This window comes from Pedococcus soli (assembly GCF_054782575.1).
This window is the reverse complement of the sequence record NZ_BAAGSF010000006.1, coordinates 227,573-240,165: the sequence shown is the minus strand read 5'-3', so window position 1 is coordinate 240,165 and position 12,593 is coordinate 227,573. Positions and strand designations below refer to the sequence as shown.

15 protein-coding genes and 1 tRNA gene are annotated in these 12,593 nt (G+C 72.1%); 11 read left to right on the top strand and 5 right to left on the bottom strand.

Going from position 1 to position 12,593, the window contains the following annotated elements:
- Nucleotides 1-55 precede the first annotated feature (55 nt).
- Nucleotides 56-994: an aldo/keto reductase gene (locus ACYVKF_RS16420; protein ID WP_460967807.1), complete on the top strand. Its 939-nt coding sequence runs from the start codon at nucleotides 56-58 to the stop codon at nucleotides 992-994.
- Nucleotides 995-1,013: 19 nt separating this feature from the next.
- Here ACYVKF_RS16420 and ACYVKF_RS16415 read toward each other — a convergent pair whose 3' ends face one another.
- Nucleotides 1,014-1,451, bottom strand: coding sequence for a hypothetical protein (locus ACYVKF_RS16415; RefSeq protein ID WP_460967805.1), 438 nt, complete (start codon nucleotides 1,449-1,451; stop codon nucleotides 1,014-1,016).
- A gap of 38 nt (nucleotides 1,452-1,489) precedes the next feature.
- Between ACYVKF_RS16415 and ACYVKF_RS16410 the strand changes: the two genes are divergently transcribed.
- Nucleotides 1,490-1,675, top strand: coding sequence for a DUF5703 family protein (locus tag ACYVKF_RS16410; RefSeq protein ID WP_056917068.1), 186 nt, complete (start codon nucleotides 1,490-1,492; stop codon nucleotides 1,673-1,675).
- Here ACYVKF_RS16410 and ACYVKF_RS16405 read toward each other — a convergent pair.
- The 3 genes from ACYVKF_RS16405 to ACYVKF_RS16395 all read right to left on the bottom strand — a co-directional run bounded on the left by ACYVKF_RS16405 (nucleotide 1,650) and on the right by ACYVKF_RS16395 (nucleotide 4,200).
- Nucleotides 1,650-2,564: a hypothetical protein gene (locus ACYVKF_RS16405; protein WP_460967804.1), complete on the bottom strand. Its 915-nt coding sequence runs from the start codon at nucleotides 2,562-2,564 to the stop codon at nucleotides 1,650-1,652. The two genes, ACYVKF_RS16410 and ACYVKF_RS16405, sit on opposite strands and share 26 nt — an antisense overlap.
- Before the next feature lie 133 nt (nucleotides 2,565-2,697).
- Nucleotides 2,698-4,041, bottom strand: a complete 1,344-nt coding sequence (locus ACYVKF_RS16400) for a M20/M25/M40 family metallo-hydrolase (protein WP_460967803.1) — start codon at nucleotides 4,039-4,041, stop codon at nucleotides 2,698-2,700.
- Between the two features lie 71 nt (nucleotides 4,042-4,112).
- Nucleotides 4,113-4,200 (bottom strand) — tRNA-Leu (locus tag ACYVKF_RS16395).
- 265 nt (nucleotides 4,201-4,465) lie between these two features.
- Between ACYVKF_RS16395 and ACYVKF_RS16390 the strand changes: the two genes are divergently transcribed.
- From ACYVKF_RS16390 to ACYVKF_RS16370, 5 genes are all read left to right on the top strand, one after another.
- Nucleotides 4,466-5,647: a phosphodiester glycosidase family protein gene (locus tag ACYVKF_RS16390; RefSeq protein WP_460967802.1), complete on the top strand. Its 1,182-nt coding sequence runs from the start codon at nucleotides 4,466-4,468 to the stop codon at nucleotides 5,645-5,647.
- A gap of 137 nt (nucleotides 5,648-5,784) precedes the next feature.
- Nucleotides 5,785-5,970 carry a hypothetical protein gene (locus ACYVKF_RS16385; RefSeq protein WP_157581183.1) on the top strand — a complete coding sequence of 62 codons (186 nt, stop codon included), beginning with the start codon at nucleotides 5,785-5,787 and terminating at the stop codon, nucleotides 5,968-5,970.
- Between the two features lie 113 nt (nucleotides 5,971-6,083).
- Entirely contained in the window at nucleotides 6,084-6,269 is a 186-nt protein-coding gene (locus tag ACYVKF_RS16380; RefSeq protein ID WP_056914379.1) for a hypothetical protein, read from the top strand.
- Between the two features lie 94 nt (nucleotides 6,270-6,363).
- Nucleotides 6,364-7,482, top strand: a complete 1,119-nt coding sequence (gene ald, locus ACYVKF_RS16375; protein WP_056914378.1) for an alanine dehydrogenase — start codon at nucleotides 6,364-6,366, stop codon at nucleotides 7,480-7,482.
- A gap of 36 nt (nucleotides 7,483-7,518) precedes the next feature.
- Nucleotides 7,519-9,054: an ATP-dependent DNA ligase gene (locus ACYVKF_RS16370; protein ID WP_460967800.1), complete on the top strand. Its 1,536-nt coding sequence runs from the start codon at nucleotides 7,519-7,521 to the stop codon at nucleotides 9,052-9,054.
- Between the two features lie 34 nt (nucleotides 9,055-9,088).
- On the opposite strand, the gene ACYVKF_RS16365 is transcribed toward ACYVKF_RS16370, so the two are convergent.
- Nucleotides 9,089-9,553: a peroxiredoxin gene (locus tag ACYVKF_RS16365; RefSeq protein WP_056914376.1), complete on the bottom strand. Its 465-nt coding sequence runs from the start codon at nucleotides 9,551-9,553 to the stop codon at nucleotides 9,089-9,091.
- A gap of 132 nt (nucleotides 9,554-9,685) precedes the next feature.
- Between ACYVKF_RS16365 and ACYVKF_RS16360 the strand changes: the two genes are divergently transcribed.
- From ACYVKF_RS16360 to ACYVKF_RS16345, 4 genes are read left to right on the top strand one after another with little or no spacing between them, the layout of a single operon-like run.
- On the top strand, nucleotides 9,686-10,129 hold the full coding sequence (locus tag ACYVKF_RS16360) for a MarR family winged helix-turn-helix transcriptional regulator (protein ID WP_460967798.1): 444 nt from the start codon (nucleotides 9,686-9,688) through the stop codon (nucleotides 10,127-10,129).
- Nucleotides 10,130-10,146: 17 nt separating this feature from the next.
- Entirely contained in the window at nucleotides 10,147-11,370 is a 1,224-nt protein-coding gene (locus ACYVKF_RS16355) for an MFS transporter (protein ID WP_460967796.1), read from the top strand.
- Nucleotides 11,371-11,405: 35 nt separating this feature from the next.
- A complete protein-coding gene (locus tag ACYVKF_RS16350; RefSeq protein ID WP_460967794.1) occupies nucleotides 11,406-12,173 on the top strand; it encodes a HipA family kinase in 768 nt (255 codons plus the stop codon).
- Nucleotides 12,170-12,565 (top strand): DUF3037 domain-containing protein, encoded by a 396-nt coding sequence (locus ACYVKF_RS16345; protein ID WP_056917067.1) that lies wholly within the window; start codon nucleotides 12,170-12,172, stop codon nucleotides 12,563-12,565. Before ACYVKF_RS16350 ends, ACYVKF_RS16345 begins: the two co-directional genes overlap by 4 nt.
- Nucleotides 12,566-12,593 lie beyond the last annotated feature (28 nt).

The window sequence follows — 12,593 nt, the reverse complement described above, 5'->3', positions numbered from 1 at the left end:
CCTTGCGCGTGCCGCGGCCCGGGGCGGGCGACCCCGGCGACTACGGTGAGTGACCATGCGCCAGCGACGAATGGGGACCTCAGGCCTGTCCGTGTCCCGGCTGGCCCTCGGCACGATGACCTGGGGCCGCACCACCGACGAGGAGAATGCCCGCGAGCAGCTCCGGACCTTCCTCGACGCCGGGGGCAACCTCCTCGACACCGCCCACGGCTACTCCGACGGTGCGGCCGAGGAGATCATCGGCCGGCTCATGGGCGACGCCGTGGACCGCGAGGACGTCGTGCTCTGCACCAAGTCCGGGATCTCGCGCCGCTCGGGGCAGCGCGTCGTCGACACCTCGCGCCACAGCCTCCTGCGCCAGCTGGACACCTCGCTGGAACGCCTCGGCACCGACCACGTCGACCTGTGGCTGGTGCACACCTGGTCCGACGAGGCGCCGCTCACGGAGACCCTGTCAGCCCTGGAGTGGGCCGTGGCGACCGGGCGTGCGAGGTATGTCGGCGTGTCCAACTTCAGCGGGTGGCAGAGCGCCCGGGCGTTCTCGCTGCTCGAGCAGGCGCGAGTTCCGTTGGTGGCCAACGAGGTCGAGTACTCCCTGGTCAACCGCAACCCGGAGCCCGACCTGCTCGAGGCCGCGCAGGCCCTGGGGTTCGGCATCCTGCCGTGGTCGCCGCTCGGGCGAGGCGTGCTCACCGGCAAGTACCGGCACGGGATCCCTGCCGACTCCCGAGCCGCCTCCCGCGACTTCCCACGCTTCACCGCCCGCTACCTCGACGACCGCAGCACCAACATCGTCGAGGCCCTCGCCATCGCGGCCAAGGGCCTCGAGGTCAGCACCACCGAGGTGGCCCTGGCCTGGGTGCGCGACCGGCCCGGGGTGGTCAGCCCCGTCGTCGGTGCCCGGACCACGGCCCAGCTGCGCACGTCGCTGGCGAGCGAGCAGCTCGAGCTGCCGGCCGAGCTCGTGGCAGCACTGGACGAGGTGTCCGACTGACGGTCGGCCTCAGCGAGCCTCAGCGCTGCGCGTGGTCCGCGTCGTGGGAGTGGCCCTGGTCGTCGTCGTCATCCGCGTCGTCATCGTCCGAGTCGTCGTCATCGTCGGAGTCATCGTCCGAGTCGTCGTCGGCGTCGTCGTAGTCCGCGTCGTCCAGCCCCGAGTAGACCGTGCCGTCGCCGTCCTCGTCGGAGTGGTCGTCGAGCTCCTCGTCGTCGTCCTCGTCGTCGTCGTCCTCGTCGTCGTCGTCGTCATCGCCGTCGTAGATGTCCAGGGGCGTCATCTCGCCGTAGGCCTGGAGCAGGGCGTCGTCGTAGGAGGCGAAGGCGTCGGCGAGGTCGTCGTACGTCGCGATGACCGTCGGATCGTCCTCCCCGCGCTTGGAGGCGGAGGCCTCGAGGTGCCGCTCGAATGCGGCGACGAGGTCGGCCAGCGCGCCACGCGGGTCTGCGGTCATGTGCCGACCGTAGCGGGTTCTGGGTGACAATGGCGTCGATGGTCGAGTACGAGTACCGCGTGGTGAGCTTCACGCGAGGAGACAGCCGTTCCGAGATCAGGCGCGCCCTGGTGGAGCACGCCGAGTACGGCCACTGGGAGCTGCACCGGACCCGGATCTACCTCGGGGGCATCCAGCGGACCTGGCTGCGGCGCAAGATCATCCGCGTGCCGCGTTCGTCCTGAGGGCCACCCGGGCGCGTCGGGTCAACAGCACCCCGAGCCACAGCAGGCCTGCACCAACCAGGGCCATCGGGACCGGGTCGGTGCCCGTGAAGGCCAGACCGGCGGGCAGGGCCGAGGCCGCGCCCGGGGTGCGGCCGGCGGCGGGGTGACCCGGGGTGCCCGAGGACGGCGTGTGCCCGGCGGGCGGAGCCCCGGCACCACGGGGGCACGGCACGACGAGGCGCTGGAGCGGCACACCGGCGGCCGTGAGCTCCTTGATGAGGTCGCGGTCGAGCACGACGAGGGTGGTCTGCACCGGCACGACCTGGCGGGTCACCCGCACACAGGCACCCAGGAGGCCCTTGACCGTCGCGTCGATCGACAGGACGTGGTCGCCGGCGGGCACGGCCCCCTTGGGGCAGGGCGCGAGGGCCTGGGGGAACTGCTTGACCAGCGGCGACGACAGGTCCACCCCCGCCGCCTCGAGGTCGACGCGCACCGCGGGTGACGAACCGCCCGTGGGGATGAGGCAGACGGTGGCTGCCGGGGAGTCTACGACCGCGCCGTCGGCAGGCGCGCTGCCACCGGATGAACCCGCACCCTTGCCCGAGGCCCCGGACGACGTCGCGCTCGGGCCGTGAGCGGTGCCGGTGCCCGACGAGGAAGGGTGGGCGGACGAGGTCGGCGAACCCGTCCCGGTCGGGGCCGTGCTGGTCGCCCCGGGAACCGGCAGCCCGAGACCCCCGGTGGCACCCTTCACCCTGGAGGTGACCCCACCGACGGCCGTGCTCACGGGCTCGGGCAGCCCCAGCGCGTGCGACGGCGAGGTGGCCAGGCCGCACAGCGCGACGGCCACGCTGAGGGCAGCGGCCGAACGAAGGGCGAGCAGGCGGGGACGACGCCGAGTCATGGTGGCTCCTTTGCCGGACACACGGGGGTTGTATCCGGTCAAACGAGACAGCGGGGCGAACGCTACGGGTCAGTAGCAAACGCGTGCGAGAGGCCGGTATGGCGCGCGGCCGGGCCACGCGCCACACCTCCTGTCAGCAGGTGGCGATGAAGCGCTGGAGCACCTTGGCGCCGAACTCGAGGGCCGACACCGGCACCCGCTCGTCGATGCCGTGGAACATCGGGGCGAAGTCCAGGTCGGCGGGGAGCTGCAAGGGGGCGAAGCCGTAGCCGGTGATGCCCAGGGTGCTCAGGGCCTTGTTGTCCGTGCCGCCGGAGAGGCAGTAGGGCAGGACCTGCGCACCCGGGTCCTCGGCGAGCAGCGCGGCGGTCATCGCGTCGACCAGCTCACCCTCGAAGGGCGAGTCGAGGGCGATGTCGCGGTGGACGACCTGCACCTCGACCTTGTCGCCGGCAAGCTCGCGGATCGTCGCGAGCAGGTCCTCGTCGTGACCGGGGAGGAAGCGGCAGTCGAGCGCGGCGCTGGCGCTCTGCGGGATGACGTTGTGCTTGTAGCCGGCCTCGGTCATCGTGAAGTTCGCGGTGTCCTGCAACGTCCCTCGGACGAAACCCTGGGCGCCTCCGAGGTGCTCGAGCAGCTCGTCGAGGTCCTCGTCGGAGTAGCTCGTGCCGGTGAGGTCGCTCAGCCCGTCGAGCAGCTCGCGGACCGACGCGATGTACTCGCGGGGCCACTTGTGCGCGTTGATCCGGCTGATCGCCTCGGCCAGGTGGACGATCGCGTTGTCGGGGTTCGGGACCGAGCCGTGGCCGGCGCGTCCGGTGGCCACGAGGCGCAGCCAGAGGATCCCCTTCTCGGCGGTCTGCACGAGGTACGCGCGGGTCTGCTCTCCGTCCTGGGTGGGCACGGTGACGCTGTAGCCCCCCACCTCGCTGACGGCCTCGGTCACCCCGTCGAACAGCTCGGGGCGGGTCTTCACGACATGGTGCGAACCCTTGACCCCACCGGCCTCCTCGTCGGCGAAGAAGGCGAAGACGACGTCCCGCGGCGGCTTGGCGCCGCGGCGGGCGAGGTCGCGGATGTTGGCCAGGATCATGGCATCCATGTCCTTCATGTCCACGGCTCCGCGTCCCCAGACGCACCCGTCGCGCAGCTCGGCGCTCAGCGGGTCGACCTGCCAGTCGGCGGCGTTGGCCGGCACCACGTCGAGGTGGCCGTGGATGCACAGGGCCGGGCGGCTGCGGTCCTCGCCCTCGACCCGCACGATGACGCTCGTGCGGCCGGGGTCGCTCTCGACCACGGTCGGATCCAGGCCGACCTCACGCAGCTGGGCGACGACGTAGGCGGCCGCCTCCTTCTCCCCCGGTCCGCTGCCGTCCCCGTAGTTCGTGCTGTCGATGCGGATGAGGTCCCGGCAGATCCGGACGACCTCGTCGACGGGACCTTCGACTTCGCGGGCAGGGCTGGTGACGTCGCTCATGCCGTCCACACTAGGCGCGCGGGAGGAAAACGACGAAGGACCCCCAGTCGCCTGGAGGTCCTTCGTCACGCTGGTGTCCGGAGGGGGACTTGAACCCCCACGCCCGATAAAGGGCACTAGCACCTCAAGCTAGCGCGTCTGCCATTCCGCCACCCGGACAAGGTGTTTCACACACGCTCCAGAGGAGCGCCTGCTGCGACCCGGAACGATACACGTCAGCGGCCACAACTCCCAAACCGCCTCGGTCCCAACGAAAATCCGGCACGAATCGGACGTGCGTCCACCGTCGACCGGCATCCGCCCGGGGGTCCGTGCGCCATACCCCCTCGTCCGAACGGATCGACCCTCTGCGACCACCCCACGCCCGGCGGCGGGCCGACCTAGCGTGGGGGCCCTCCGTCCCCCGCAGCCCCCAGGACCCCTCGTGCCCAGCTCCCCCGCCCGCGGTCTGCGCGCCGTCGCCCCCCTGCTCGTCACCGCCCTCGCCGGCGCCCTGCTGGTCACCGCTCCGGTGGCGACCAGCGCCACGGCAGCGACCTGCCGGGCGACGCCGGCCCTCCTGTCGCGGACGCCGACGACGACCAGGCTGGCCAGCGGCCTCAGCGCCAGGATCTGGGACACCGGCCCCACCCCGAGCAACCCCCAGGCGTCGACCCGCATCGTCGTCGTGCGCGTTCCGGCGTCGTCGGCGCTGCACCCGCGGGTCAGGGCAGCGGCTGCGCTCACCAAGGCCAGCACGCCGTCGGCCTACCTCAAGGGGGCCCCCGGCGCGGTCGTCATGGTCAACGGTGGGGTCTTCGACCCCACTCGGGGCGCACTGCCCGACCTGCCGCAGATGGTCGGGGGCCAGGTCACCAAGGCCCGTTCGGTCAAGGACGCCGTCATCGCCGTGAGCAAGAGCGGTGCGTCGGTGCCGACCAAGCTCTGGCTCACCGGTTCGGCCTCGGCCGGCAGCAAGGGCGCGCGCACCGTCACCGGACTCAACTGGCAGGCCGTGACCGAGGGCGTCACCGTCTACACGACTGCCTGGGGCTCGCAGTCGCGCCCCTACGGCTCGGTGGACGTCGTCGTCGTCAGGGGCAAGGTGGTCGCGCTGCGGACCGGCACGAGCCGCGGCAAGGTGCCGGCCTCCGGGCAGACGATCCTCACCGGCACCGGTGCGACCGCCACCTGGCTGTCCAGCCTCCGCGTGGGCAACGCCGTGTCCGTGTCGTATGCCGCCCACACGGACGCGTCCATCGCCGTCTGGGAGGCGGTGGGCCGGGGTGCCCGCTACCTCAACGCAGGGGTGAAGAACGGCGGCACCTGCGGTGCCCGCGACGAGCTGCTCCGCCCGCGGACCGCGATCGGCTGGACCAAGGCCGGCGACCTGCTGTTCGTGACGGTCTCCGGACGGGCCACGGTCAACGGCGTCCGCTACGGCGGCGCGACGATCCACCAGATGGCCGACTACCTCCAGAAGCTGGGTGCCTGGAACGCCACCAACCTCGACGGGGGTGGCTCCACGACGATGCTGGCGCGGCTGCCCTCGGGCACCGTCGTCCGGCTGGACCGCGGTCTCTCCGAGGCGCAGCGCGCGGTCCCGAACGTCTTCAGCGCCGGCTGAGCCCACCGCCCCCTACGCCGGGGTGGCGACAACTCCCCATACCGGCCTCGTCCGTTCGGGTGGGATGCCTCCCGAGGGTGGCCGACCCACGGCGCGGCGACGCGTGGGCGTGCTGGCACGCGTCCTACCTTCGACACGTGAACACCCGCACGGCCCACCGGTCCTCAGCCCTCCACCACCCCCGCGTCCAGCGCTCCAGCCAGGGTGGCTGGGTCTGGGCCTGCTCCTGTGGCGGCGCCTCGTGCCGCACCACCCGCGAGGCAACGCCCTGGAGGGTCGCCCTGATCGGTGCGCTCAACCACTCCTCCGCAGTCGCTCCCTGAGCCCACCGCCGTGTCGGGGACCCCCACCCGAGCGGCCCGTGTATCTGGAACGCGTCCGACGCCTCCTCATCACTGGAACCACACCGTCCACCCGTCCCACCCAGGAACCTGCCATGACCGTCCGCTCGCACCGCAGGAACGTCGCCCACCACCACCCGATGGTGTTCCGCGCGACGACCGGTAGCTGGGTCTGGATGTGTTCGTGCGGCGGCGCCTCCTGCCGCACCGGCCACGAGGTGGTCTCGTGGCGACAGGCCCTCGTCGACGCCCTCGGTCACTCCGAGCGGCTGGCCGCCTGAGCCGTCGCGAGCACGGACCCGCCGACGGAGGTTGGCAGGGCGCCGCAACTCCGCCATTGTTCGAGGACCACGCCGAACCATGGAGGAGCGTCACATGAAGGTCGGGATCCCCCGCGAGGTCAAGAACAACGAGTACCGGGTCGCCATCACGCCGTCGGGGGTGCACGAGCTCGTCGTCCAGGGCCACGAGGTGTACGTCGAGAAGGACGCCGGAGTCGGCTCCTCGATCCTCGACGAGGACTACGTCGCAGCCGGCGCGAAGATCCTCGACACCGCCGACGACGTGTGGGGCACCGGGGACCTGATCCTCAAGGTCAAGGAGCCGATCGAGCCGGAGTACCACCGGATGCGCGAGGGCCAGACCCTCTTCACCTACCTGCACCTCGCCGCGGACCGGGCCCTCACGGAGGAGCTGGTCAAGCGCAAGGTCACCGGCATCGCCTACGAGACCGTCGAGCTGCCCGACCGCTCACTGCCCCTCCTGGCCCCCATGTCCGAGGTCGCGGGTCGCCTCGCGCCGCAGGTGGGCGCACAGACGCTGATGCGCGCGCAGGGTGGTCGTGGCGTCCTCATGGGCGGCGTGAGCGGGGTGTACGCCGCGAAGGTGGTCGTCATCGGTGCCGGAGTCTCCGGCATGAACGCTGCCGCGATCGCCCTCGGCATGCAGGCCGAGGTGCTGCTCCTGGACCGCGACATCAGCAAGCTGCGGCACGCGGACGCCATCTACCAGGGCCACTGCCAGACCGTCGCCTCCAACGCCTACGAGGTGGAGCGCGCGATCGCCGACGCCGACCTCGTCATCGGCGCGGTCCTCGTCCCCGGCGCCAAGGCGCCCAAGCTCGTCACCAACGAGCAGGTCTCCCGGATGAAGCCCGGCTCGGTGCTCGTCGACATCTCCATCGACCAGGGCGGCTGCTTCGAGGACTCCCGACCGACGACCCACGCCGACCCCACCTACGCGGTGCACAACTCGGTCTTCTACTGCGTCGCCAACATGCCCGGCGCGGTGCCGCACACCAGCACCTACGCCCTCACCAACGTGACCCTCCCGTATGCCGTGCAGCTCGCCAACCAGGGGTGGCAGGCCGCGCTGTCGGCGAACCGTCCACTCGCCCTCGGGCTCAACACCCACGACGGCCACGTGACGTACGCCCCCGTTGCGGAGGCCCACGGGTTCGACTCGGTCGACCTCGCGGACGTGCTCGCCGGCTGACCGGCGGCTGTCGGCGGCGGCGACTAGGTTCGGGGCGTGCTCCTCGCCGATGTCGTCGCCGCCTCCCACGCGGCCTCCGCGACCCGTTCCAGGCTGGCCAAGACGGCCGCGGTGGCCGACGCCCTGCGGGCGGCCGGCCCCGGCGACGCGGCCACGGTCGCCGCCTACCTGTCCGGCGTCCTCCCCCAGCGACGCATCGGCGTGAGCTGGCGCGGGCTGTCCACCCTGCCCGTCCCGGCCCCGGAGCCGTCGGTCACGGTGGCCGAGGTCGACGCGGCCCTCACCTCGATCGGGGCGATCGCCGGCAGCGGCAGCGGGGCCTCGCGGGCCGCCGCGGTCGTCGAGCTGTTCGAGCGGCTCACCGAGGACGAGCAGGTCTACCTGCGCGCGCTCGTGACCGGGCAGGTCCGCCAGGGCGCCCTCGACGGCGTGATGCTCGCCGCGATCGCCGCGGCGTCCGAGGTCCCCGAGACGGAGGTCCGGCGGGCCGTGATGCTCGCCGGCCACACCGGCCCGGTGGCGGCTGCCGCGCTGGCCGGCGGCAGCACCGCGCTGGCGGAGATCGGCCTCGAGGTCGGGCGCCCCGTGCGGCCGATGCTGGCTGCCTCCGCTCCCGACGTGGACGCCGCCTGGGAGCAGGTCGCCCCTGAGGACGGGGCCGGGGTCTTCGTCGACGGCAAGCTCGACGGCATCCGCCTCCAGGCCCATCGCGATGGCGACGAGGTCAGGCTCTTCACCCGCTCCCTGGACGACATCACCGACCGGCTGCCCGAGGTCGTGGAGGCGGTGCTGGCCCTGCCGGCCCAGCGGCTGGTCGTCGACGGTGAGGCGATCGCGCTGACCGAGGACGGTCGACCACGCCCGTTCCAGGAGACGGCCTCGCGCACCATGAGCAGCACCGGGGTCGACGAGCTGAGGGCGACCGTCCCCGTCACGCCCTACTTCTTCGACCTGCTCCACGTGGACGGCGAGGACCTACTCGACCTGCCGGCCACCGAGCGGTTCGCCCGCCTCGCCGAGCTCGTGCCCGAGCAGTGGCAGGTGCCACGCACCCTGGCGCCGTCCGCGACACACGCTGCCGAGTTCTTCCACCGGCTCGTCACCGACGGCCACGAGGGCGTGGTGGTCAAGTCACCGTCGGCGCCGTATGCCGCCGGGCGCCGAGGTGCCGGGTGGGTCAAGGTGAAGCCCCGGCACACCCTCGACCTCGTGGTGCTGGCCGTCGAGTGGGGCAGCGGCCGGCGCGAGGGATGGCTCTCCAACATCCACCTCGGCGCGCGTGACCCCGAGACCGGTGGCTTCGTCATGTTGGGCAAGACGTTCAAGGGGATGACCGACGAGATCCTCACCTGGCAGACGGCGCGGTTCCTCGAGCTCGAGACGCACCGCAAGGGACACGTCGTGCACGTCCGTCCCGAGCAGGTGGTCGAGATCGCGTTCGACGGCATCCAGACGTCCTCGCGCTACCCCGGAGGCATGGCGCTGCGGTTCGCCCGCGTCATCCGCTACCGCGACGACAAGACCGCCGAGCAGGCCGACACCGTCGACACGGTGCGGTCCCTGCGCGCCTGAGGGCAAGGGCCCGCACCGGCCCGGAGGTCCTGCGTCAGCGCCTGACGGCAGCGCCGAGCACCTGGAGCGCCGTGTCGGCGTGCTTCTCCATGCTCCACTCGGACTCGATGACCTCGATGATCCTGCGGTCGGGGGCGATGACGAAGGTCGCGCGCTTCACGGGGGTGATGTACTTCCGGCGCACCCCGAAGGCCGTCGCCACGGCACCGTCGGCATCGGAGAGCAGCGGCATGCCCAGCGACTCCTTGCCGTCGAACTGCGACTGCGCCTCGACGGTGTCCATGCTGATGCCAACCGGCTGGGCACCCACGGCGGCGAACTCGGCGCGCAGGTTGCGGAAGTGGCACGCCTCCTTGGTGCAGCCGCCGCTGAGCGCTGCGGGGTAGAAGAAGAGCACGACGCTCCCCTCCTCCAGCAGGCCGGTCAGGCTGCGGGTCCGACCGCCCTGGTCGGGAAGCTCGAACTCCGGTGCGAGCTCTCCGATGCGAAGTGACTTCATGGGGTGCCTCCTGCTGCGGTCGGTCGGTCCGGGCGGTGCGCAGGATCAGATGGACCCTGCACGTCCGGGAGCAGTTCGACGCGACCGACCGGCCGGATTGGTTTATATAGGTGAACTATGTAAACTGGGACCATGAACCCGAGGGAGACGGTTGCCAACGACCTGCTGCGGTCTGCTGCCCGGCTGTCCCGCTGGGCCTCGCGACTCGCCGCGTTCGACGTGTCGTACGCCCAGGCGCGGCTCCTGGCCCTGCTCGACGAGCTCGGCCCGGCCCGTGTGAGCGCGCTGGCCGAGGCCGACCACTGCAGCCAGCCGACGATGTCGACCGCGCTGCAGCGCCTCGAGTCCCAGGGGTGGGCGGGACGGGTCCCCGACCCCGCCGACGCCCGGGCCAGCCTGCTGTCGCTGACGCCGGCCGGCCGGGACGCGCTCGAGGAGATCCGACGGGCTCGCGCCGCGGTCCTCTCCCCCACCCTCGCCAGCCTGGACGAGTCGGAGGTCGCGCAGCTGCGCGCCGCCGTCGCCGCCCTGGACGACCTGCTCCTCCGGGCCGCCCGCACCGACATCCACCACTGAAAGGACGTCCACCACTCATGTGGCGCCAACCCAGGACCGTCTGGTCCGTCGCCTTCGCCTGTGTCATCGCCTTCATGGGCATCGGCCTCGTCGACCCCATCCTCAAGCCCATCGCCGACGACCTCGGGGCCAGCGCCTCGCAGGTGTCGCTGCTGTTCACCAGCTACATGGCCGTCATGGGAGTGGCCATGCTCGGCACCGGCTGGGTGTCCAGCCGGGTCGGGGCCAAGCGCACCCTGCTCGTCGGCCTGCTCGTCATCATCGTGGGCGCCGGCCTCGCCGGGGCCCAGGACTCCGTGGGCGGCATCGTCGCCTTCCGCGCGGTGTGGGGCCTCGGCAACGCGCTGTTCATCGCCACCGCCCTGGCCACGATCGTCAGCGCCGCCCGAGGGTCGGTCGGCCAGGCGATCATCCTCTACGAAGCCGCGCTGGGGGTCGGGATCGCCACCGGTCCGCTGCTCGGTGGCTGGCTCGGCGGCCACTCGTGGCGCTGGCCCTTCTGGGGCGTCTCCGCGCTCATGGCCATCGCCTTCATCGGCATCGTGGCCACCCTGCCCCCGACGAAGCCGACCGGCGGCGGCACCAGCCTCGCCGCGCCCCTCAAGGCGCTCTCGCACCGTGGACTGCTGACCGTCGGCATCACCGCCCTGCTCTACAACTTCGGCTTCTTCACGCTGCTCGCCTTCACGCCGTTCCCGCTCGCCATGGGCGCCCACGAGGTCGGCCTGGTCTTCTTCGGCTGGGGCGTGCTGCTCGCCTTCACCTCGGTGGTCGTCGCCCCGCGGCTGCAGCGCCGGTTCGGCACGCTGCCCGGCATCGTCGGGGCGCTCATCGGCTTCGCGATCGTGCTCGCGGCCATGGCGATCGGCACCGAGCACAAGCCGGTCCTCGTCGTCGGCGTCATCGTCGCCGGAGCGTTCCTCGGCATCAACAACACCCTCATCACCGAGACGGTCATGAAGGTCTCGCCGGTCGAGCGCGGGGTCGCCTCCGCGGCCTACAGCTTCGTCCGCTTCGGCGGGGGTGCCGTCGCGCCATACCTCGCCGGCAAGCTCGGTGAGCGCTCGGTGCACATCCCCTTCTGGGTGGGTTCCGGAGCCGTCGTGCTCGCGGTGCTCGTGCTGCTCACCGCCCGTCGGGAGGTGATGGCGACCGACGAGGTGCACGGCCACGCCACCGCCGAGCGCACGATCGAGGAGCGCGACCTCGAGGCCGAGGCCGTCACGGTCGGCGACGCCTGACCCGGGGCCGCTCCCCCGCCCCCTAGGCTGGCGCCGTGCTCGAACAGATCACGGCGACCCGGTACGTGACCCCCCTCAAGGAGGGCGGGTCACTTCCCGGCATCGTCGAGGCCGACGACCTCGGCACCTACGTGCTGAAGTTCCGCGGCGCCGGCCAGGGGCTCAAGGTGCTCGTCGCGGAGGTGCTCGTCGGTGAGCTGGCGCGGGCCCTCGGGCTGGACGTCCCGCGGCTCGCCGTCGTCGACCTGCAGTCGCCCATCGCGAAGTACGAGGCCGACGAGGAGGTCCAGTGCCTGCTCACCGCGAGCCTCGGGCTCAACCTCGGCATCGACTTCCTCCCCGGTTCGTTCGGGTACGACGGGTCGCGCCCTCCCGCTCCCGAGGTGGCCTCGCAGGTGCTGTGGCTGGACGCCCTCACGGCGAACGTCGACCGCACGTGGAGCAACCCCAACCTCCTCGTCTGGCACCACAAGCCGTGGCTCATCGACCACGGCGCAGCGCTGTACTTCCACCACGGCTGGCCCGGTCGCGGCGCCAACCCGGAGCGGTTCGCCGCCCAGCCGTTCGACGCGAGCACCCACGTGCTGCGCGACGTCGCGGCGGACCCGGCTGCAGCCCATGAGCGGCTCTCACCGTTGCTGACGACCGAGCTGCTGGACTCGGTCACCGCACTGGTGCCCGAGGAGTGGCTGGAGCCCGCCCCCGGCCTCGACTCCCCCGCCGAGGTTCGCGCGGCGTACCGTGAGCACTTCCAGGCGCGGGTGGCCAACCCTGCCGCATGGCTGCCGGGTGCGCCGTCATGACCGGGCAGGCACCGACCCGGCACGGCTACCAGTACGTCACCCTGCGCTGCGTCCCCCGCGTCGAGCGTGAGGAGTTCGTCAACGTGGGCGTCATCCTCTACTCCCAGGGCGCCGAGTTCCTCGAGGCCGCCTACCGCGTCGACGAGGACCGGCTCCGGACGCTCTTCCCCGAGGTGGACGCCGCCGCGGTCGGCGACGCGCTCGAGACGGTCTGCCAGGTGTGCCGTGGGGTCACCGGCGGGGGTCTCCCCACCCTGGGCGGGCTGGGACGCCGGTTCGGGTGGTTGAGCGCACCTCGCAGCACCGTGGTGCAGCCCGGCCCGATCCACGGCGGCCTCACGCAGGACCCAGCCGCCTCGCTCGCCGCCCTGGTGGAGCGCCTCGTCGGCTGAGTGGTTGCGCACCGCGGCGCGGGTTAGG